27 protein-coding genes are annotated in these 19,738 nt (G+C 69.3%); 5 read left to right on the top strand and 22 right to left on the bottom strand.

The window, feature by feature from the left end; all coding sequences use genetic code 11:
- Positions 1–26: 26 nt before the first annotated feature.
- Positions 27–590 (top strand): HNH endonuclease, encoded by a 564-nt coding sequence (locus ACFY6S_RS26375; RefSeq protein ID WP_388827304.1) that lies wholly within the window; start codon positions 27–29, stop codon positions 588–590.
- Here the strand turns inward: ACFY6S_RS26375 and ACFY6S_RS26370 are convergent.
- The 7 genes from ACFY6S_RS26370 to ACFY6S_RS26340 form a co-directional block, all read right to left on the bottom strand.
- Positions 587–943: a hypothetical protein gene (locus ACFY6S_RS26370; protein ID WP_388827307.1), complete on the bottom strand. Its 357-nt coding sequence runs from the start codon at positions 941–943 to the stop codon at positions 587–589. The genes ACFY6S_RS26375 and ACFY6S_RS26370 overlap by 4 nt on opposite strands.
- Positions 940–1,263: a hypothetical protein gene (locus ACFY6S_RS26365; RefSeq protein WP_388827310.1), complete on the bottom strand. Its 324-nt coding sequence runs from the start codon at positions 1,261–1,263 to the stop codon at positions 940–942. The genes ACFY6S_RS26370 and ACFY6S_RS26365 overlap by 4 nt, the downstream gene beginning before the upstream one ends.
- The gene (locus tag ACFY6S_RS26360) at positions 1,257–1,655 is read right to left on the bottom strand and encodes a hypothetical protein (RefSeq protein ID WP_388827313.1); all 399 of its coding nucleotides are present in this window, start codon (positions 1,653–1,655) and stop codon (positions 1,257–1,259) included. The genes ACFY6S_RS26365 and ACFY6S_RS26360 overlap by 7 nt, the downstream gene beginning before the upstream one ends.
- Before the next feature lie 145 nt (positions 1,656–1,800).
- Positions 1,801–2,661, bottom strand: coding sequence for a N4-gp56 family major capsid protein (locus tag ACFY6S_RS26355; protein WP_388827316.1), 861 nt, complete (start codon positions 2,659–2,661; stop codon positions 1,801–1,803).
- A 12-nt stretch (positions 2,662–2,673) separates the two neighbouring features.
- On the bottom strand, positions 2,674–3,342 hold the full coding sequence (locus ACFY6S_RS26350; RefSeq protein ID WP_388827319.1) for a hypothetical protein: 669 nt from the start codon (positions 3,340–3,342) through the stop codon (positions 2,674–2,676).
- Positions 3,343–3,386: 44 nt separating this feature from the next.
- Positions 3,387–3,536 carry an Rmf/CrpP fold protein gene (locus tag ACFY6S_RS26345; RefSeq protein WP_389462599.1) on the bottom strand — a complete coding sequence of 50 codons (150 nt, stop codon included), beginning with the start codon at positions 3,534–3,536 and terminating at the stop codon, positions 3,387–3,389.
- Positions 3,537–3,566: 30 nt separating this feature from the next.
- Positions 3,567–5,792: a phage minor capsid protein gene (locus tag ACFY6S_RS26340; protein ID WP_388827325.1), complete on the bottom strand. Its 2,226-nt coding sequence runs from the start codon at positions 5,790–5,792 to the stop codon at positions 3,567–3,569.
- An 81-nt stretch (positions 5,793–5,873) separates the two neighbouring features.
- Between ACFY6S_RS26340 and ACFY6S_RS26335 the strand changes: the two genes are divergently transcribed.
- The gene (locus ACFY6S_RS26335) at positions 5,874–6,887 is read left to right on the top strand and encodes a hypothetical protein (RefSeq protein WP_388827328.1); all 1,014 of its coding nucleotides are present in this window, start codon (positions 5,874–5,876) and stop codon (positions 6,885–6,887) included.
- A 74-nt stretch (positions 6,888–6,961) separates the two neighbouring features.
- Here the strand turns inward: ACFY6S_RS26335 and ACFY6S_RS26330 are convergent, their stop codons facing one another.
- From ACFY6S_RS26330 to ACFY6S_RS26310, 5 genes are all read right to left on the bottom strand, one after another.
- Positions 6,962–7,132: a hypothetical protein gene (locus ACFY6S_RS26330; protein WP_388827331.1), complete on the bottom strand. Its 171-nt coding sequence runs from the start codon at positions 7,130–7,132 to the stop codon at positions 6,962–6,964.
- A 290-nt stretch (positions 7,133–7,422) separates the two neighbouring features.
- The gene (locus ACFY6S_RS26325; protein WP_388827334.1) at positions 7,423–8,835 is read right to left on the bottom strand and encodes a phage portal protein; all 1,413 of its coding nucleotides are present in this window, start codon (positions 8,833–8,835) and stop codon (positions 7,423–7,425) included.
- A 49-nt stretch (positions 8,836–8,884) separates the two neighbouring features.
- Positions 8,885–9,325, bottom strand: a complete 441-nt coding sequence (locus ACFY6S_RS26320) for an HNH endonuclease signature motif containing protein (protein ID WP_388827337.1) — start codon at positions 9,323–9,325, stop codon at positions 8,885–8,887.
- A 67-nt stretch (positions 9,326–9,392) separates the two neighbouring features.
- Positions 9,393–10,625: a PBSX family phage terminase large subunit gene (locus tag ACFY6S_RS26315; protein WP_388827340.1), complete on the bottom strand. Its 1,233-nt coding sequence runs from the start codon at positions 10,623–10,625 to the stop codon at positions 9,393–9,395.
- On the bottom strand, positions 10,625–11,071 hold the full coding sequence (locus ACFY6S_RS26310) for a hypothetical protein (RefSeq protein WP_388827343.1): 447 nt from the start codon (positions 11,069–11,071) through the stop codon (positions 10,625–10,627). Before ACFY6S_RS26310 ends, ACFY6S_RS26315 begins: the two co-directional genes overlap by 1 nt.
- A 66-nt stretch (positions 11,072–11,137) precedes the next feature.
- On the opposite strand from ACFY6S_RS26310, the gene ACFY6S_RS26305 reads away from it, so the two are divergent.
- A complete protein-coding gene (locus tag ACFY6S_RS26305) occupies positions 11,138–11,722 on the top strand; it encodes a hypothetical protein (protein WP_388827346.1) in 585 nt (194 codons plus the stop codon).
- Between the two features lie 134 nt (positions 11,723–11,856).
- On the opposite strand, the gene ACFY6S_RS26300 is transcribed toward ACFY6S_RS26305, so the two are convergent.
- The 10 genes from ACFY6S_RS26300 to ACFY6S_RS26255 all read right to left on the bottom strand — a co-directional run bounded on the left by ACFY6S_RS26300 (position 11,857) and on the right by ACFY6S_RS26255 (position 18,640).
- A complete protein-coding gene (locus ACFY6S_RS26300; RefSeq protein ID WP_388827349.1) occupies positions 11,857–12,474 on the bottom strand; it encodes a DUF5710 domain-containing protein in 618 nt (205 codons plus the stop codon).
- Positions 12,475–12,909: 435 nt separating this feature from the next.
- A complete protein-coding gene (locus ACFY6S_RS26295; protein WP_388827352.1) occupies positions 12,910–13,695 on the bottom strand; it encodes a hypothetical protein in 786 nt (261 codons plus the stop codon).
- 130 nt (positions 13,696–13,825) lie between these two features.
- Positions 13,826–14,170, bottom strand: coding sequence for a hypothetical protein (locus ACFY6S_RS26290; RefSeq protein WP_388827355.1), 345 nt, complete (start codon positions 14,168–14,170; stop codon positions 13,826–13,828).
- Positions 14,167–14,337, bottom strand: coding sequence for a hypothetical protein (locus ACFY6S_RS26285; RefSeq protein ID WP_388827358.1), 171 nt, complete (start codon positions 14,335–14,337; stop codon positions 14,167–14,169). Before ACFY6S_RS26285 ends, ACFY6S_RS26290 begins: the two co-directional genes overlap by 4 nt.
- Entirely contained in the window at positions 14,334–14,603 is a 270-nt protein-coding gene (locus ACFY6S_RS26280; RefSeq protein WP_388827361.1) for a hypothetical protein, read from the bottom strand. Before ACFY6S_RS26280 ends, ACFY6S_RS26285 begins: the two co-directional genes overlap by 4 nt.
- Positions 14,600–15,421, bottom strand: a complete 822-nt coding sequence (locus ACFY6S_RS26275) for a hypothetical protein (protein ID WP_388827364.1) — start codon at positions 15,419–15,421, stop codon at positions 14,600–14,602. Before ACFY6S_RS26275 ends, ACFY6S_RS26280 begins: the two co-directional genes overlap by 4 nt.
- Complete coding sequence (locus ACFY6S_RS26270) at positions 15,418–16,230, bottom strand: hypothetical protein (RefSeq protein WP_388827367.1); 813 nt, start codon at positions 16,228–16,230, stop codon at positions 15,418–15,420. Before ACFY6S_RS26270 ends, ACFY6S_RS26275 begins: the two co-directional genes overlap by 4 nt.
- 183 nt (positions 16,231–16,413) lie before the next feature.
- Entirely contained in the window at positions 16,414–17,325 is a 912-nt protein-coding gene (locus ACFY6S_RS26265; RefSeq protein WP_388827370.1) for a recombinase RecT, read from the bottom strand.
- A complete protein-coding gene (locus ACFY6S_RS26260; RefSeq protein WP_388827373.1) occupies positions 17,322–18,371 on the bottom strand; it encodes a YqaJ viral recombinase family protein in 1,050 nt (349 codons plus the stop codon). The genes ACFY6S_RS26265 and ACFY6S_RS26260 overlap by 4 nt, the downstream gene beginning before the upstream one ends.
- Positions 18,368–18,640 carry a hypothetical protein gene (locus tag ACFY6S_RS26255; RefSeq protein WP_388827376.1) on the bottom strand — a complete coding sequence of 91 codons (273 nt, stop codon included), beginning with the start codon at positions 18,638–18,640 and terminating at the stop codon, positions 18,368–18,370. The genes ACFY6S_RS26260 and ACFY6S_RS26255 overlap by 4 nt, the downstream gene beginning before the upstream one ends.
- Before the next feature lie 166 nt (positions 18,641–18,806).
- On the opposite strand from ACFY6S_RS26255, the gene ACFY6S_RS26250 reads away from it, so the two are divergent.
- Together ACFY6S_RS26250 and ACFY6S_RS26245 are read left to right on the top strand one after the other, a co-directional pair.
- Complete coding sequence (locus tag ACFY6S_RS26250; RefSeq protein ID WP_388827379.1) at positions 18,807–19,295, top strand: hypothetical protein; 489 nt, start codon at positions 18,807–18,809, stop codon at positions 19,293–19,295.
- Between the two features lie 98 nt (positions 19,296–19,393).
- Positions 19,394–19,615: a hypothetical protein gene (locus ACFY6S_RS26245; protein WP_388827381.1), complete on the top strand. Its 222-nt coding sequence runs from the start codon at positions 19,394–19,396 to the stop codon at positions 19,613–19,615.
- The last annotated feature ends 123 nt before the right edge of the window (positions 19,616–19,738 follow it).

Raw genomic sequence — 19,738 nt, 5'->3', positions numbered from 1 at the left:
CTCTGCTGTTGCCTATGCTCTGGCGCATGACGCAAGACCGACCCGATATCCCTATGGCACTCAAGCGGGCTGTGCTCGTAGAGGCCGGCCACCGATGCGCGATCCCCACATGCAGGCAGACACCTGTGGAATTGGCTCACATAACTCCGTGGGCCAAGGTGAAAGAGCACACGTTCGACAATCTCATCGCACTCTGCCCAACCTGTCATACGCGTTTTGATCGTGGCGAGATGGATCGAAAGTCGATGCTTCAGTACAAGGCGAATCTTGAGATTTTGAACCATCGTTATACGGACATTGAACGGCAGCTTTTGAAGGCGTTCCTGCGGAAGTTGGAGTGGTTTCAGCGGATTCTCCCGCAAGTCCCGCTGCGTGACTTTGATAATTGGCTGGGCGGCGGACGTATTCGCCTGTATGCTGACATGGAATGGGTCGTCTCAAATCTCCTGGATGACGGGATCATTGAGTTTCGCGTCGAGAATCGCAGAGAGCTGCAACAGCAAGAGCAGATGCGGAATTCGAAGGTCGTCAAACTCACAGACAAGGGGATGGATTTTCTGGTGCATTGGGCGGCAGCGCAGCCTCTCTAACGCAGCGCCCGCCGTACGTGCGCGGCGATCAGTTTGCCGATCGCATCGGCCTCGCGGTTGGCGGGGTCTTCAAGGAACTTGGCCTTACGCCCGGGGCTGTGCCGGGCAGACATGTCCTCGTGCACGCGCGCGGCGTACGGGGTGTCGTAGGTGACGCCGGCGACGAGGTTCGCCTCGTCAACCGAGGTGGCGCCGCTCCGTTCGAGGGTGCCTTCGGCGATCGGCACCTCTTTGCGAGACTCGGCGAGCAGGTGCTCGGCGCCGAGCAACAGCCCACGCAGCGCGCCTTGCCGGGCGCGGCCGAGGACCTGCTCGCCGTTCCAGCGGACGCGGGCCCGGGCGGCGCGGCTCATTCGGTCGTCACCTCCGTACAGGCGGGGACCGGTAGGCCCGGGGCGGTGTGGCGGGCGATTGTGGTCGCGGTCGCTGTGCGTCCGTCGGGCAGGGTGATGCGCGAGCCGAGCGGGCAGTCGAGATCCGGGGCGGCGATGAACGTCGCCGCCGCGGTGAACGCCCGCCCGTCCGGTGCCCGGGCCATGCGCGGCGAGGGGTCGACGAGCGCGGGCACGGCCTCGACGGCGGGCCCGTAGCTCAGCCCGTACGCGGTGTCGGCGAGGTACGGCTCGATACGGATGCGGTGACGCAGTAGGACCTCGGGGACGCGGGTCACCATGCGATCACCCGCCCCGGGGTCAGGCCGGCGCGGCGCAGTGCGCGGTCGGCGCGCGGGGCGAGGCCAACGCCGGCCGTCGCCGCGGACGTCGAGCTGCGCCCGGACAGGGAGACGGGACCGACGCTGACCGAGTCCCACTGTCCGCCGGCCCCCGTTCCGTCGTCGCCGGCGGCGAGTTGGTACTCGACCTGTGCACACGTGGCGTCGCTGAGTGCGGCGCGCACGTCCGGGTCGGTCGGGTCGCCGTCCTCGTCGACGGCGTACACAGCGGTGAGCAGCGCCGAGTCGATGTCCTCGCCGGCCCGGGCGAGCAGCCGCTCGGCGTCCGCGGGGGCCGGCTGGCCAGTCCATGCGGTGAGGGCCTCGGGGGTCGCGTAGGGCAGGCGGGCCACGATCACCCCCTCTTGCTGCGGGCAGCAGAACGGGCCGTCGGCTTCTTCGCCGGCGGCCCGCTGTCCTGCTCGTCTTCCGTTGTCTGCTCGTCGTCCTCGCCCGGAGAATGGTTCCCTCTCCGGTGGTAGTAGCGGCGGAGCATCATCACGCCGCCCCTCGGGTGGTCAGAACGACGATCCCCTCGTCGTCGAGGCGGTGCGTCGCGTAGTGCACGTTCGTGGTGACCACGGTCGTACGGGCGAGGATGTCGCGGTCGGTCTCGACGATCGGCCGGCGCTTGTAGAGCAGCCCCAGGGAGCCGCGCCGCACCATCAGCGCGTTGTACGTCGCCGGCGTGCCCTCGGCGCCCGGGGTGGTGGTGACACGGTCGGAGACGTACACGTTCACGCCGCCGATCTGCCCGATCACGCCGCGCGGGATCACTGCGTTCGCGCCGACCTTGTCCGCGCTGAGGAAGTTCGGGTCCTTATAGATGCTCGCACGCTGGAGCGAGTGAATGACGAGGCCGGCCATGTTGTCCGGCTCCCACTCATCCCCGAATCGTGCGATGCCGTCGACCATCACATCCCACGACAGTGCCTTATCGGCTGCGTTGACGGTGATGGCGCCGGCGGCCTCGGCCGCGGCCGTCAGATCCTTGTCGATCTTCCGGGCGATCAGTACGCCGAGCTGCCGCTGCGTCTCCGCGTACGGGTCGCCGAACGCGACGAGCCTCGCCTTGTCCGTGATCTCAACCGCCTTGCCGGCTTCTTTGATCGTGGCGCTGTTGCCCGGGTCGGTGCCGAGCTGCTCGGGCGTCATCGGCGTGCCCTCGGTCAGGTCCTCGGCTTCCGTGAGGGCCTTCCACTTGGGGAAGTTGACGGAGTCGCCGGGCTTGCCTTCGAGGGTGGTGTCGTTGAGCGCCATCGTGCCGAGCACGAGTGCGCCCTTGAACTTCGCCTGCACCATGTCGGCCCAGACGTCCGGCACGATCATCTGTGCCGCGGTGGTCTTTCCAGTCGCCATGCGGCGGCCTCCTTACTCGGATGCGGCAGAGAGCTGCCGGTACAGATCGGGGTCGGACTGGTGGAGGTCGACGCGCTCGGCATAGGTCAGGCGCGCGAACTGCTCGGGCGTGACGGTGGCCGGGGCGCCGGGGGTGAAGTCGGCACCACCCTTGGGCGGTCCGGTCGGCGTACTGCCTTCAGCACGCAGTAGCGGGTTTGTCTCGACCGCGACGGCGATCATGGAGTCGAGGCGCTCGGCGAACTTCGCGTCGCTCGGGTCGAGGGATTCGAGCTGTGTGGCCACGCTGCGGGAGTCGAGTAGCCGCGCGGGGTCGGCGCCGGCCTTGTGCGCGGCGTGGTGGGCGGCGAGCTCGACGCGCAGCCGACGCGCCTCGGCGAGGGCGGCGTCGCGTTCGGTGGCGGTGTGCTCGGCGAGCTTGGCCGGGTCCTGCTCGCCTGCCGCGCCAGACGGATCGAGCACGCGCCGCAGGCCGGCGAGCAACTCGTCGCGTTCGGTCGTTGCCTGCTCGGCGCGCTTTGTGGCGTCTGCGAGCTGCTGCTCGGCGGCCGGATCGACCGCGGGTGCGACCGGCTGCGCGGGCGGCGCGACGAGGGTCGGCGGTGCCGGTGCGGGCGGGGTGCTCGTTGTCTGGCCGGCCGGGTCGGTGCCGGGGGCCTCGATCGGCGGGGTGTCGGACATGGGCGGGTGCCTCCGATGCTGCGGGAAAAGGGGAAGGGGGCGGCCTAGCCGCTGTCAGTGGCGGCGGGGAGCGCTCGGGCCTTGGCGTAACCGCGCACCCATGCCGAGCGGCGCAGGTCGCCGCGGGGGTAGGGGCACGAGCTCACGGGGGAAGCGGCGCGGCCGGCGTCGATACCGGCGCGCAGTGCGCGCACGAGGTCGCCTCGATGTCCCACAGCCACCCCCTAGAGCCGGTTGTTCTGGGTATTGCGAGAGACGCGGGCGGTCTCGGCGGCGGCGCTGCGCTGCCCGGTGACCATCTCCTCGTACTCCACGAACGTCATGCGCGGGTGGTCCGCCCAATACCGCTTGAGCTCCTCCGAGGCGCGGGCGTAGGCGACGTGCGCCGGCCCCGAGAACAGCGTTCCCGGGTCGACGCCGGCGGCCCGGGCCTCGCGGGACAGGAGATAGCCGTTCGTCGCGTCCTCGGCGTCCATGTACTGCGCCCATGTGTGTTCGCGGTACATGTCGCGGAGCTGCTCGCGCGTGTATGCGGTGCGCTGTTGCATGTCGGCGTACTCGCGCTCGGCGATCCATCGCTCGGTGCTGGACATGCCGGCGTACCAGTCCACGGAAAGGCCGTTCCACGCGTCCGGCTCGGCGGCCGGCGCGAGGGCCTCGTCGACGGCGGCGCGGTCGGCGAGCTGTCCCTCGACGGTGTGCGCGCCGGCCGCTTCCGGCATCGCGGCGGGCGGGTACCGGCCGTCGAGCTCGTCGGCGATGCGCGCCGCATCCTCGGGGGATGCGTAGCGCACGGCCCACCCGAGCACGTCGTCGCCGACGCTGGACAGATCGCGGGCGAGGCAACCGCCGGGGAACACCTCGGCGAGTAGGCGGCGGCGGTGGATCTCGGCGCCGATCGCCGGCCGGTCGTCCTCGACGTGCCGAGCGCGGACGGCGAGGTCCTGCTCGGACATGCCGACGAGGTCGCGTCGTGCCCCGGGCAGGGCGGCGTCGAAGTCGCGCCGGTCGGCCTCGGCCATGACGCGCAGCATGTCGTCGTCGTCGAGGTGGGTAGAGACGCGGGCGAGCTCGTCGTCGCTGAACTCGGCGAGGTTGTCGACGAGCCGGCCGTTCGGCCGGATGCGGTCGAGCAGGGCCTGCTCGTCGCGCCGGTCGCCCTCGCCGCGGATGCGGTCGAGGTCGCGCTCGTCGAGCACCCCGGGCCGGATCGCGGCGCCGAGCTGCTCGTCGGTCATCTCGGGCAGCGTGCGCTCGTCTCCCGAGCGGACGCGCGCGGCCTCGTACGGGTCTGACCCCGGGCCACTCGGCGTACCGGGGCGGCCCGCGGTACCGCTCGTCGGGGGGAGATTGCTTGCGCCGGGCTGCTCGCGCTCGCGCCTGCGGATGAGCTCGGGGTGTTGGCGCAGGTGCTCGCGCTGCTTGGCCTGCCACTGGCGCACCTTGGCCTCGGCGGACCGTTTGGCCTCGGGTGTCACGGCCGAGGCGGCGCGGTTCTTCCACTTACGTATGCCGCGCTCGATGGCGCGCTGCTTCTGTGTGGCCTCGTATCCGTCGGGGTCCTCGGACGCCTCGACCGGTGCGCGGGTCACCCCGGGCAGGTACGCCGACAGGCTGTGCCTGCAATTGGGGTGCTGGAATCCGTGCTGCCGCGCTTCGTCGACGCTGCCGGCGATGTGCACGCGCACGGTGCGGTCGTCCTCGGTGGCGTGCTCGGTCTCGATGGTGTGGGCGCCGCCCGGGCCGTCGAGCGAGAGCACCTTGCCCTCGTAGGGGGCGCAGATGGGGCACTCGTGCGGGGCGTTGCTGACGATGACGAGGTCGAGGCCGGCGGCGCGCAGCTTGTCGCCGTGCGCCTCGACCGCGGCGCGGCCGGTCGCCGTGCGTACAGCCATCTCGGCATAGCTCGTCATCTGCCACGCGCGCCCGCCCCGGTCGACGAATGTGCGCAGTCCGCGGTCGGCGAATCGCTCCATTGCCCGCTGTGTCGCCTGCCGGCGGGTGTCGATGCCGAGCAGCGGCGTTGCCGTTACCTCGGCGATCACCTGCCGGTATCCGTCCTCGACGCCGCGGAGAATGCCGCGGTGCGTGGCGGTGACGAGGTCGACGATTTCCTGCGCGAGACGGTCAACGGTGCGGGTGTTGGGCGTGGTGTCGGCGAGGCGGCGCAGATCGTTGTCGTGCAGTGCGCCGAGCTCGGCCAGTCCGGCGCGGGCCCCGGTGTTGTATGCCTCGGCGATAGCGTCGAACACGTCGAGTTGCATTGCCGAGCCGAGAGCGTCGACGACTCCCTGTGCGCCGCGGCGTAGGGCCTGTATGTCGCGCAGCTTGTTGGTTGCCCACCCCGGGGCCTCGAACCCGTCGGCGAGCTGCCGCGCCACGATGCCGAGCAGCCGCTGCTCGGCATCCGCGTACAGGTCGCGTACGCCGGCCGAGAGGTCCTCGACCATGCCGGGGTGGATGGGCACAGGACGGCACCCCCCACCCTTGACCGGGACGGATTGTCAGTGGTGGTCGGTACGGTCGTGAGCATGACCTCTGTGCAGCTCAAGCTCGGCGATGTTGTTACGCGCGCGGACATGCAGGTGATGTTCGGCGGTGGCCCCCAGGGCGGCATCATCCCGTCCAGCACGACCCCCAACGTCCTGATCTATGCAGATCACGACAGCGGCAAGGACTACGGCTATCAGGATGGGTGGATTGCCGAAGAAGACGAGAAGGGCCCCGTTTTCGAGTACACGGGGCAGGGGGTCGAGGGTGACCAGACCCTGACCGACCGGAACAAGGCCGTCGCGCTGCATGTCGAACAGGGCCGCACGCTGCGAGTGTTCGTCTGCGTTGGGTACGTCAAGGGCAACAGCGGAACCAAGAAGCACCGGTACCTAGGCGAGTTCACGCTCGACGACGACGAGCCGTTCGTACGGCGCCGCGCCCTCGACCAGAACAAGGACCAGCTTCGGTGGGTCTACGTCTTCCGCCTGCGTCCCGTGGCCGAGGTCGAGCAGGTCGCCGAAGACTTCGTGTCCGCGGCACCCGAGGACGACATCGAGACCGTACCGGCGGTGCCGATCAGCGACCCCACGCTGCTCGAACTCAAGCCGGCCGAGGCGACCACGGGGCAGGTCACCAAGCCGGAGAAGAACAGTAAGAAGAAGGTCACCCGAAAGGCGAGCGACGCCGTCGAGATCACGTGGCGCGAGGCGGAGCTGAGCGACCGGTTCCTCGCCTTCCTCCAGAGCCAGGGCCACGAGGTCAAGCGCGTCAAGATCCGGATTAAGGGTCTGACCGCCACGTTCTGGACGGACCTGTACGACGTGACCGACAACGTGCTCTACGAGCTCAAGGGCAGCAGCGGCCGTAACGCGGTGCGGATGGCCATCGGGCAGTTGCACGACTACAGCCGCCACATGCCCAAGAAGGATGCGCGGCTCGTCGTGATGCTCCCTGAGAAGCCGGTCGATGACTTGGCTGAGCTCGTCGTGCACGCCGGTATGGAGCTTGCCTACGAGGACGGCGACAAGTTCGTCGGCTGGACGGCGGGTTAGGCATTCGCAGTGGTTGCCCGGTTAACGGAGGCTGGGCAACCACTGCGCCGTGCTGTTGTAGAGCTGACAGGTGCTCAACTCTCGGTATCGTCCGAGCCCTCGGGTGTCTCGCTCCGGAGGCAGCGCCGTACCTCTCGGAACGCGTGGATGAGGTCCGGGAGTTGGCGCAGTGTCGATGCCGTGAGGGTGATCAAGAGTCCGAGAATCCCGAAGGCAGCGATGATCGCGCCGGTAGTGACGTCCATGGGGCAGAGCATGGATCTGGCCTCTGACCAGCGCAAACGGCCGCCGAGAAGGAATTCGTATCGAATTTTGGCATGGGTGTAGCAGAACAATTCCGGACCATTGTTCGGTCCTATGGAATTGCCGCACGGCCTGACCTGCGCCGTCCCTGTACCTTGATAGCTGCGATCAATTTAATTAAGCAATATGCGACGTGCTTGGAACTCTGACAAACTCGTCGCACTTTTGGCTGGAATCATTCGGTAGCGGCTCAAACCTGTGGGCGTGGGGTGCGTCTGACCGGGCCCACTGATTAGACAAGCGACCCTGACTGCATGGGATCGGGAACAGCCTGCCCGGTCTCGACAAGGATGCGTTCGACCTCGACCTGCACGCGCTCGTCGTCCCAATCGGGGTGCAGGATGCGCACGCGCGTATCGACGCTCGCCGCCTGCGCCTGCGTGAGCAGTGACAGGGTTTGCGCGATGCTCGTCGGATCGTCGCTCACTGCTGCCCCGAAGGTGACACGGGGTCGCTCCGGCACGATGCCGCGGGAGAACAGGACGCGGTCGATCATCAGCTGCGCGTGCAGGATGTCGGCGAGCGCCGGCGCCCAGTAACCGGCCTTCTGCTTCCGGGTGGTCATGCTCTTGCGCTGCCGCGCCTTGACCTCGGTTGCCGTGATTGCGGCGACGTCCTCCATGCCGAACGTGGCGACGGAGTAGCCGGCGGACTGCACGGCCTGCCGCACGATTCGGTCGGCGGTGGCGTCGTGCTCGGCGACCCTGATCGCGAACTGCGACAAGGTGATGCCGGCGCTCTCGGTGGGTGGGATCGCGAGGCCCTGCCAGATTTCCCGGTCGTCGTCGAATGAGGCGCCGCGGCCGGGCCCGTGATCGCGTAGGTAGGAGTCCGGCACGATCAGCCGGGCCCGGGCGAGGCGAATGTCGCGCATCCAGCTCGACCACGTCTCATCGAGCGAGTCCATGAGGTCATGAATCGGGGCGTCGTAGTCGCTGCGCCCGAACATCGAGCCGCGGTACATCCGGCTCGGCAGGTTGGGCACGTAGACCGCGGTCAGGGCGTCGATGCCGGTTGCGATCGCGTCGCCGTCGGCGCCGAGCGAGCCGGCGAGGCCGGCCGTGTCGGGGTGCTCGGTGAGTGGCACACGCCGCCCGAGCGAGTCGGGGGTGCCGGAGTAGAGGGCGTGCAGGATCCGCCCGCGCTCGTGCCGCTCCAAGTGGCGCCATACCGTCGCGGTGTCGCTGCCATGCAGATCGCGCCAGAACGTCACCGCGCGCAGCACCCCGTACGCGAACTCGGGCGCGGCCCGGTCGGGCTGCATGACGGTTAGCAGTGGCCGGTCGACGAGCTCGGTATCCCACGTGCACCGCAGGTACGCCCCGCCCAGAGCCGCGCAGACCTCGGCGGCCTCCAATAGGGTGTTGGTCAGTCCGCCGGATTCGGCGAGCTCGTCGAGGCGGTCCTGCGTGCTCGTGTCGGTCACGGCCAGGGCGAGCGGCTCGGAGAACAGCAGCGCGGCCGAGGCGCTCGCGATATCGCCGGCGAGGGGGATGTGCAGCCGGCGGTCGGGCTTGCCCGGGTGCGGCTGTCGGTGGCGCCCCCATAGGCGGCGGCGGCCGTCCTCGCGGCGCTGCGATCCGTGGCGGTAGACGTTGGTCAGTCGCTTGTGACTCCCGCTGTACCAAGCGTCGTTGGTCTTCATCTCTCGGTACGGCACGGCGAGGTGCGGCGGGGGCCACGGGGCGCCGTTCTCAGGCAGCGGCACAGTGCACCCCCTGTCGCCGAAGTCGTGAACGCTCGCGCGCGGCGGCGCGGCATCGTCGGCACTTGCGGGTGCCGTTGCTTGCTACGTAGGTGTTGGTGGTGTCGAACCGATGACCACGCAGGCACGAGACCTGTCGGGCCCGGGTGGCGGCGTGCGACTCGCCGCGCAACACGTTGACGCGCTGCGTCACGGCGTCGAGGTGAGCAGGGTTCACGCACCCCCGGTTGCGGCACAAGTGGTCGATCACGAGTCCGTCGGGGATGGGGGCGACGAACGCCTCGTACGAGATGCGGTGCGCGTACTGCCGCTCGCCGTCGACGCTGATGCGGGCGTACCCGTTGGGCATGAGGTAGCCGGTCCACTGCCAGCAACCGCCCGGGGCGTCGGTAACGGTGGCGAGGAAACGGTCGGCCCAGTCAGCACGCACGGTGCACCGCCCCCTCATGACGAGGCCCAGGGCGCCAACAGGGGTGGCCGGGGCGGAGCGGGAAGGGTTACCCGGCTTGGGCGAGGAGTCCTCGCCACTCGTGCGCGGTGCTGTGGATGACGTAGCGCAGCGCGTCGACGCTGTGATCGTCTTTCTTGACGGGCTTGTCCTCGCCGAGGGCGGCGGCCTCTTCTGACCACACGTAGTTGGGCAGTTCCGCGAGCAGGCCGGCGCACGAGCGATGGATGCGCAGCAGACCGGAGTCGAGGGCCACCGATACCGAGCGGATGCCGTCGAGAACGTCGTTCACGGCGCGTGTCACGCCCGGGTGTCCGTCGGCCCAAAGCTGTGTGGAGAAGCTCGCCGCGCTCGGGTCGATGAACGTCCACTCGGGCTCGACCTGCTGCTCGGCGAGCCACCTGCGCACGGCGCGGCTGTATGCGGCGTCCGTCATCTGACGGTGCGCGGCCCGGGCGTCGTGGCGCCATTCGCTGATGACATACAGCCGGTCGTCGTCGCCGGCGCCGAGCAGCAGTGCCGAGAACGGATTGCTCGTGCCGTAGTCGATGCCGGCCCAATGCCGGCGCATCGGGGGCAGCTCGTCGACGACGTGCTGCTGCTCGTCGTACGCGTCATAGATCGCGCCCTCAGCGACGACCCACTCGCCCAGGATCATGCGCCGACGCCACAGGCCGGTGAACTCCTTCGCGAGCGAGGCGACGTACGCCTCAGAAAGGCTCGGGTTGTCGGCGAGCCGAAAGTGAAACTCGGCGAGGTCGAGCTCGCCGGCCCGGTCGAGGTAGTCGGTTCGCAGCCAGTGCCGCGGACTGTCCGGGTTGGTCGTCCCGATCAGCTTCGCGCCGGTCACGGACAGGCGGGCGAGCAACTGCCGGAAGAATGCTGCCGGCAGCAGCGTGACCTCGTCGGCGTAGGCGAGGGCGGCGGTCATGCCGCGCAGCCGCCCCTCGGCCCGGGCGTCCGCCGCTCCGACGAGGTGCACAACGCGACCAAGCATCACGGCGGTTGTGGCGCCGCGTGTGTGGCGGACCTCGGCGGCGAGCTCGCCGAACAGCGTCGGGTCTTGCAGTACATCAAGGCAGTTGCGTTCGATCGTCTGCAAGCTGCGCCCAACGATGACGATCAAGCCCGAGGCCGGCGCCCTGCGGACCATGAGCAGGAAGCAGACAAGGCTCGCGATCGTTTTACCCGACCGCACGCTGCCGTGCCAGATGTTGATACGAGCCGTGGCGCCCCGGATCGATGCGAGCTGCTTGTCGGACAGAGGGAGAGGCGCAGCCATCACACCCCCTGTCCGGCACCCCCACTCGGTCCGAGCAGGACGTCGGCGAGGCGGTCGAGCATCGAGCCGCCGCTGCTCCCGGTGCCGGTCTGGCGGGCGAGTTCGGCGACGCGGGCGTGCACCTCGGTCAGTGCGCGGGCAGCGGTGGCGTGGTCGCGGGCATCGCGTGCTGACTCGGCACCGGCGGTCTTGGTGACCTGCCCGAGGGCGCCGTCGAGTGCCTCGTCAGCGAGCAGCTCGCGCCGTGCGACAGCGTCGGCTCGTCGCGCTTCGGTGGCGGCGGCAACGCGGGCGCCGCCGTTGAAGGTGAGTCCAAGTTCGCGTGCGATCTTCGAGACACTCGCTGCGCTTCGCCCGATGCTGTGGGCGATCTGGTTACGGCTCTCGCCCTCAGAGTGCAGTCGGCGGACCCGCTCGCGGTCGCGGTCGTCGATGGGGCGGCCCATGTCTCACCTCGATCACAGATCCGCTCTGAACACCTGGTAGGGCGCGGTGGCCGTCAACATGGCGGGGTGAAAGTTGCAGAGCTGGTCTTGAAGTACATAGAGGCGCTGGCGTGGCCCGCCGTGACGGTTGGCGTCGCTTGGGCTCTCCGCAGCCACATTCAGCAAGCCTTCGCGCGCATGACCCGGCTCGAAACCCCCGCTGGGTCGATCGAGTTTGCGACAGATGCCCGTGAGATGCGGCGAGAGGCAGAGGGGCTAGCGCAGCCACAGGGCGCGCAACAGGAAGACTCTGCTACCGACGGCAATGCACGGCTTGGAGTCTTCCAAGAGGCTTGGGGCGTCGCGGATGCCTCGCCCATCGGGGCGGTCATCTCGGCTTGGCTCGTGCTCGAAGAGATAACCAGGACAACTCTTCAGCTGAAGGACGCCATGCCCCAGAGCAGATACAGGCGCGAGGCTCCTCCCCTCCTGACTGAGCTGATTCCGGCACTGGAGGGGATCGGCCTTTCCTCGCGTGGGGTTTCGATCTTCAACGATCTGCGACGGCTGAGGAATCAGGCGGTGCATGGAGAGGCAGTGACTCCGGCGGCGGCGCGCGACTTTGTCGAGACCTGTAGGTACGTGGCTCGCGAGGTCTATGGACTGCGCTAGGTAGAGCGAACGCCTCGCTGCTATGGGGGAGAGCGGCGGGGCGTTCAGCTGGATCGGCGTTCCGTTTCCGGGCACGCCGGAGGCGCCTCCAACTCTAGGTCACGAACAGGTAACGAGGCAAGAGGGTTCGGGGCTCAGCCTGTGCTGATCTCCCCTAGCTGGATATCGGGCGGGTGAGGGCCGGGCACCTGATATTCCATGAGCTCGGGTACCGGCTCCTCGATGAACCAGAGTTTGTAGTCGGCATCCCAACGTGCTCCGAACTCCTTGGCTCGGTCCTTGAGCTCATACGGCACATGCAGCCATATTCGCCCCTCGTATCGCCGGTTAAAGATCGCGCCGACTTGCTCTCTCATTCGGGACCACGCCTCGGTCCCTATGGACGACACAATTGCGGAGGCACCTGCGCTTGCGAGGGTGTCGATGCCGCTCGGCTTCAGGGTTGTCGACGTACCGTCCGGCAGGCGGACAGTGAGGCGGTCCCCGGTGTCGTCCTGAGGCTCCTCGGGCGCACTGCGGGGGGCGTGGTCTGCGTCGTCGTCTTCCTCGTCAACTGCCAGTAGCCACAGGGCATGGAAGGACTCGGCTTCTTGCTCGGGCGCAGTTCGGGGATGCCGAGCAGCGAGGACTTCCACCAGGGCATCAACGACGTGCCAGTTCGGAAGTCGCGTACTGGAGAAGGCATCGTAGATCGTGCTGCGCGAGATCCCAGCGCCCTTCAGCTCCGTCGCCACCGTCGCCAGCGACGGCAACCCTGCCCCCTTGTGTAGCTCGTGCAAAGCCCTGTTGAGCTCCTTGTGGTTCCCGTGCAACTCCGGCTTGCGAAGACGACCCGCTCGCCCCACCCGTGCCTCCACCGTTTGAAACCGTTCGAAACTGTCCGGGCATCATCGCAACCGTCCGGAGTCGTCGCGAGACGTTTGATGACATTGGCGCCCGTTGCTTGACGTCCGATCCAACGCCTGCGCTGGCCACAGTGGTTGAAGCCGCCCAACAGGGGTGGCCCTGACGACGCAATGGAGGAGACCAATGGGGAACAGCGGACGACGCGGCGCACGCCGGTTCATGCGGGCAGCCGCTTTCGCGGCAGTCAGGGGCGCTGCCGCAGCGGCAGGCAGCGCCCTCGTGACGGCCGTCGTCTACTGGGTGGCGCACTGACCGTTAGGGCTGTGCAGTCTGGGCTATACCTACGAAGTGGGCACGGCATCGGCCTCGGCGAGTGCGACGACGAGGCCGACGAGATCGGCCCACCCCCATACGCGCCACCCGTGCTCGTCGAGGGGTACGGGTGCGGTGCAGTCCTCGCCGGTCGAGCAGGTCACCCTCGGCGCCTCGTCCGGGTCGGTGTGCAGGGTGAGCTCGCCGCCGCACCACGGGCACGGCCGGTCGGGGACGGGCGTGGTGCGCTGGTCGAGCCCGAGGGTCCGCAGCAGTCGGCCCTCGGCGAGGCGCGCGGTACGCCGTGCCTCGTGCAGCAGGTGCGGGGGCAGGGGAGCGAACGGCGGAGCGGCGAGGGCGCCGTCGAGCTGCTGCTCGGGCTCGGTGTCCTCGTTGAGCACGCGCCCCTCGACCCACACGCACGCGAAGTGCAAGCCATGCGCGCGCGAGCCGGCCGCGCCCCGTGCGTCTGCTGCGCCCGGGTGTTGGTATTCCCATCGGCGCGGGTCGCCGTGGCTCGCGTGCTGGACGGCGGCGGCGAGGGTGTCGGCGAGGGCGAACACCTGCCGCTCGATGGCGAGGCCGGCGTCGAGAGCGTCGAGGTTGGCCGGCGCGGGGTGCTCGCGCAGCACGAGCGGCGCCCGGTCCTCGACGACGAGCTGCTCGTCGTCGACGGCGCGCAGGGTGTGCCCGAGCTGCCGCGGTGGCCAGACGTCCGCGGGCGGGGTCTCGATGGCGAGCAGCAGCTCGGCCCACTGCTCACGGATGGAGCGCAGGGCGGCGACGGTCTCGTGTACGGCGGTGGCGTAGGTCATCGGCGCTGCTCCTGTTCGGTGCGTTGGAATGCGGCATGTCCGTGACCACGCGAGCGACGCACACGAATGCCCTTGGTCATCAGCCGGTTGTCGGCGGTCACGGTGACTCGGAAGTGGATCAATGCAGGTTTCATCGTGTTGACGGCGAACCACTGTTCGTGTGGCCGTGGGCGAGCTGCGCCCGAGCCTCGTCGCGCTCGGCCTCGGTCTCGGCAATGCACTGCTCGGCGGCGTCGATCCGGCTGTGCAGGCGCATTGCTGCTGCCTGCTGTCCGCCGGCGCTGCGTCGGTGCGTGTCGCACTCGGTGATCTCGGCCTCGACGTCGCCGCGCAGTAGGGCGGATTCCTCGGGGGTGAGCACGCCCCGGTCGGCACGGGCGAGCAGCGCGCGCAGACGAGAGCGGCGGGCGTCGCGCTCGACCTCGCGGTGCTCGCGGCGGCCTCGGCGGGAATCGGTACGGGTGCGGGTGTTCATCGTGTTTCCCCCTCGTTCAGTGCGGTGCAGGTGGTGAAGCGCGGCGGGCAGGCGCCGCAGGCATCAGCCGGGTGTCGTCGCAGCGGCCCGGGGTCTCGTCGACAGGCGAGCCGGCCGAGCGGTACGCCCGAGGCGACGACGAGCGTGGCGACGAGGTCGACGGTCATCGGGCAGGCGTCCTTTCTTCGTGCGGAAGTCGATGAACGTGGAATACGCGCAGGGCAAACAGGCGAGCGACGAGGCGCCGAGCGCCGCGGGTCTCCCGCGCGCGAGGCGCGACCGGTCGCGCGTGCCGGGTGGTGTTGATCTCCCATCCCTCAATGGCGAGGCGGTCGAGCAGCTCGGCCGCGGTGAGTGTGGCGAGGTGGGGGTGCACGTCGAGGGCGTCGGTCAAGTGGGCGGCGATCACTGCGCGTGCGGCTGCGGGAGTCATCGGCGGTTTCCTCCCGAGGTGTGGCGGGCGCGGGTTTCGCGTGGGGCGGGTGGTTGGCACATGAGGCGGGCGAGGCGGACCTGCTCGGCTTCGGCCTGCTCGTCGTCGGTTGGGTCGAGTTGGGCGATCAGGGCCTCGATGCGCGAGGGGTGAACGCCGGACAGCGCGCGGCGGCCCTTGCCGTTGCGTCGGTATCCGCTCTGGCACGGCTGGTCGGGCTGCGCGTGGCAGTGCGGGCAGCGGACGCCGAGCGGGTCGGGGATGCCCTCGGCGACGATCGCCTCGCGGTGGGCCCGGGCCGGCCGGTAGGGGGCGAGGTCGCGGGCGACGTGCTCGGGCATGTAGCGGCGCGGACCGTTGCCGACTCCCGACATGAGGGCGGTGAGACGTTTCTGCCCTGCTGAGTTGATCTCGGCGCGGTACTGCGCCGGCGGGGTGTGCCCATGGGCGACCGCGGCTCGGGTGCCGAGCAGTTCCTCGCGCCATGCCTGCGGGTCGTCCGGGTCCGCGGCCGGTACGGGGTCGGTGTGGCGGTTCATGAGCTCGCCGCGGTGCGGTGCCCATGCGGCGAGCACGTCGTGCGGCTCGACGGCGCGGAACTGGGCGGACCGGTCGCCGGCGCGCTGTTCGTAGTAGCGGCGCACGGCCTGCGAGGCGTCCCAACCGGTGTCGGACAGGGTGGCGGGTACCTCGGCGAGGGCGGCCGTCCAATCGGCGATGGTGCGGGCGGACTGCTGCGGGTCGGCGAGAGCGCGGCGCACGCGGGAGTCGAGCCGGCCGGCGTAGGCGAGTAGGGCGGCGATGTGTTCGTCGATCACGGGGTGCCCTCCTTTTGGGCTTTCAGCAGGGCGAGGCCGGCGGCGAGGTTGTCTGTGTAGGCGGCGGGCGCCGGCGAGTGCAGCGGCACGACGTTGGGGCTGGGGCGAGCGGACAGCGCGCGGTCGAGGTCGCCCCACACACGCAGCCAGTAGCGGGCCGGTTTCGGGTCGGTGCCCGGTTGGGTGCGGCGGGCGGCGAGCTCGACGAGGGCCTCGACGCCGTGCTGCTGGACGAGGCGCCATACGTCGCGCTGCTCGCCGAGGCCGAGCGTCCAGCGGACGGCGACGCCGGCGGCGGCGAGGGCGTCGCCGAGCGGGTGCAGTTCGGGTATCAGCGGGGACCGAGCGGGGGTGTTCGCGCGCGGCTGCTGCTGTGCTTCCTGTTCTCTCTTGTTCTTCTTGTTCTGGGGACCGGTTTCCGCTCCCCCTCGGGCCGGATTCCGGTCCCCCTCCGTACTGGATTCCGGCCCCCGGGGGGCCGATCCTCGGCCCGGGTCGGAATCCGGCCCGGGCCGATTTCCGGTCCCCTCCGTGCGGACTGTCGCGGTGACGAGTGGCAGGCGGTAAACGGTCTCTCCGCGAGGCCCGGTGGCGTCCTCGATGACGGCGAGCTCGCCCGAGTCGAGCAGCGCGTCGACGGCGTCCCGCACGGTCGAGCGGGCGGCGCGGGTGCGCTGCACGAGCATCGCGGTACCGGCGTAGGCGGTGGCGTCGACGTTTGCCTTGTCAGCGATGGCGAGCAGCACCGTTCGAGCGGTACCTCGGGCGGTGGCGTGGTCCCATACCCAATCCGTCGCGGCGCGGCTCAACTGTCCTTCTCCTTACGGGTGTTGGTGAGCCGGAGGCCTCGGGGCGGCCGGCGAGTGCGGCGGGAGTATGGGCGGGGCAGCGGTGGCCGGTGAGGTAGTGGCGCACGCCGTCGGCGGCGCGGCAGTGGCGGCCGGCGGCGCCGTCCCAATGCCCGCAATGGGTCGGGACGGCGGGCCCGTGGCTCACTGCGCGGCGTCGGCCGCTGCTGGCTCGGCGGCCTCGGGCCATCCGGAGAACTGCGAGGGCACGTCCTCGACCGTGGCCTGCTCGGTGCCCTGCGGGGCCGGCTGCGGCACGGTCTCACCCTCGATGTAGTCCCCGGGCACGTCGAGCCCCTCGGGCGACGCATCACGCCGCACGGTCTCGTCGTGCGCGACCGCCCGAGCGAGCTCGGCACTCTTCGGAATGATCTTGAAGAGTTGGCGAATGGCGGTCTTGCGGGCCATCGCGTCGTAGTCCGTCGACCACGGCCCAAAGTCCTTGGCCTTGCTGCGCTTTCGAATCGTCTCGATGTCGTCGACGTCGAGTACGACGAACGCGCTACCGCCGTTCGACAGGCGCGCAACGGCGTAGTAGTCCGTCGGCCGTCCTTTGGCCGAGCCGCGCGCCGGCCGGTGCGTCAACTTCGGTTCGAGGCCGTACTCGTACTCGAAATCGTCGCCCTCGTACACCGTGTGCGCGTCGAGGCCGGCGGCGAGCGGGTGCTGCCAAAACAGCTTGATCATGCCCTGATAGCCGATGACGAGCTGTACCTCGTACGCCCTAACCTTCTTGTTCCAGAACGGCAGCAGGTACGCCTCGCCGGACACGCCGCCCGGTTCGAGGCCGAGGGCCGAGCAGGTCATCAGCGCGCCGGCGAACGACTCTTGCGTGCACTCGGCGAGGTGCTCGACCCTGCGCAGCTCGGTAAGTGCGATGCGCGCGATCCGGTCGGCGCCGCCGAGGTGCGCGGGCAGGGCGCGCTCGATCTCCGGGCGCATCTGCTGCACGAACTGCACGAGCGTTGCCGGCTGCGCGGGGCGGTTGGGCTGGACGGCCGGGGAGTGCGACCGGGTGCGCTTGCTGGCGACGCGCTCGGCAAGGTTGGTGCTCACGCTGCGGACTCCTTCGGGACGACGAGGCGTCGGGCGCGGTGCGCCCGGAACTCGTCGAGGTGCTCGGCGGCGAGGCGCTTGGTATCGAGCGCGTCGACGCGGTGCGTGTACTGCTGTGCGAGGTCCGGGTGCGCGGCGGTGAACCGTTTCGTCGAGAGCGGGCCGTTCTGCTTCCACGTGAAGGCGACGGCGCCCTGCGTCTTGACGATCTCGGCCTCGCCGGCGACCGCTTTCAAGCGGTTGTCGACCTCGCGCAGCTCGTCGGCGGTTCTCGCCTCGCGGGCCTTGAGCTCGCGCCGGCGTTCCAGCAGCGGCTCGACCTCGGACGGGTCGGCGACGGTCACGGCATCGGCCTTGACCTTGTAGAGGTGGCCGAGCAGTTCCTCGGTCGCCTCGGACCCATCGACCGGCGGCGGGGTGCCGTCGAGTACTCCCTGCCAGAACTCGCCGACGAGGGCGACGAGGTGCTCGACGAGGGCCTCGTCGCGCTCGACGCGGTGAATCAGCAGCCGGTTACCGCCGAGCAGCGCGGCGACGTGCGCGTGCGAGTAGCCGGTGACGGCGAGGTACCAGTGAGTTTGTAGGGCCGGCCCGTCCGGCACGCTGTCGAGCCACTCGTCGAGCTGATAGGCCGAGCGCGTCTTGATCTCCAAGAGGCTGGACGGCCGCGCGCCCTCGTCGAGCACGTACCGGTCGACGTTGGCGAGCATCCAAGGGCGCTCGACGTGCGCGAGCGTCCCCGGGCCCTCGACGACGGCTAGGCCGGAGCGCTCGGAGAACACGCGGGCGATGGTCGGCTCGTGTGCCAGTCCCCAGAACGCAGCCTCGGCGAGGTCCGGGTGCTGGGGACGGTCGAGCGGCAGCTCGCCCCGCTTGTCGAGGTAGACCTCGTGCGCCGAGGTGTACTTGCTCATGCCGAGTACCGCGGCGACTTCCGAGCCGTCAACTCCCGTACGGCGAACGGTGAGCCATTGCTCGCGGTCGAGGTTCGGCAGTGCCACGACGACGCCCGTCGGTGTCACGGTGGCCGGCGGGGCGGTGATCACTCCGCACCCCCGACGTACCGGGCGTACACACGGTGCTCGACGACCCCGTGCTCGACGACAGTGCGGGCGACCGCTTCGAAGGTTCCCGCCGGAAGGTAGGCGGAGAGCCGGCCACGGCGAATCGCCTGTGCTGCCGACGAGGCGCGAGCGATGTTGCCCGACTTCTGTACGACGCCCCACGATCCCGGGTGCGCCTTGAGCTCGCTCGCGATCAGCGAGTGCTTTGTGTTCTTGCTTCGCGGCGGTGGGCCGATGAAGTCGACAGCCACATGATCCCCCTCATGCCTGTTTCAAAAATCGAACAGTGTAGGGCGCACGACTGCCCGACTAGGCGTTATGCCTGTTTCTGTTCTCGAACAAGAACGACAGTAGGGAACCGAGATCACCACGTCAACGGCGTTGTCTCATGTGCATCAAGGGGTGATGGCTGCTTAGATGAGGCTGTTCGCGTTCTGCGACAAGAACGGAGATGAGACCGTGTCGGAGAACGACATCCCCATCGAGGGCGCCGAGTCCGCCCCCTTCGCCGACATCGTCCGTGGGGCGTTGGCGGTCAAGGGCGAGACGCTGCGAAGACTTGCCGAGCGCTCCATCGATCCCGAGACAGGTAAGGCAGTTGGGCACAGCACGCTGTGGAAGATCGCCAACGGCCAGAGCTACAAGCGCGAGCGGTGGCTCGTGCGAGCGGTGGCGGCGGGGGTCGGCCGCGACCTCGCCGCGGTGCAGGCGGCGGCGGCGGAGGAGTGGACGGGTTTGGTTGTCGGCGACCCCCTCAAGGCGAGCACTGCCGGAACGACGGTTGTCGTCGCGTACGCGTCAGGGACCACGCCGGAAGAGTTGCCGATCCTTAAAGAGAAGCTCAAGGAACTTGGCCTCGGGAACGCGCAGGTCGTAAGCGGAACGGACGGTAACGGGCAGTCGTAAGCGCGTGACCTGCGGTGTCCGTGCGAGTACTGTGGATCGGACTTTGCCTCGCACATGTGTTCGAGGCAAAGTCCCGGCCATGCCACAAGGGGGGCATCTTGTACCGCGTCACCCGTACCCGACTCGATGACAAAGCAACAGCGGGCGGCGTCGCCAACGGCGACGACCGGCACGTGATCCTCGATGACCGCTCCATCACGAACACGGGCGCTCTCGCGCTCGAACTCGTCTTGAACGCCCTTGCCCCCCACAGCGGCGATCAAGAGCAGGCGCGGCGCCGAGGAGAGCCCAAGCCCGAGCAGGGTAAGCGGCAAGAGTGAGAACGAGAGAGGGGGGGGGGGGGGGGCGCCCCCGCCCCCCGGGGGGGGCGGCCCCCGGGCCCGGGGGGACGGGGGACAACCCCTCAAAACACAGCCGCCCGCCGGGCCCCGTATGCCCGCCCG

This window comes from Streptomyces sp. NPDC012835 (assembly GCF_042900885.1).
GTDB lineage: Bacteria > Actinomycetota > Actinomycetes > Streptomycetales > Streptomycetaceae > Streptomyces.
Note: the sequence above shows the minus strand (reverse complement) of the source record. Positions and strands in the feature narration are given on the sequence as shown.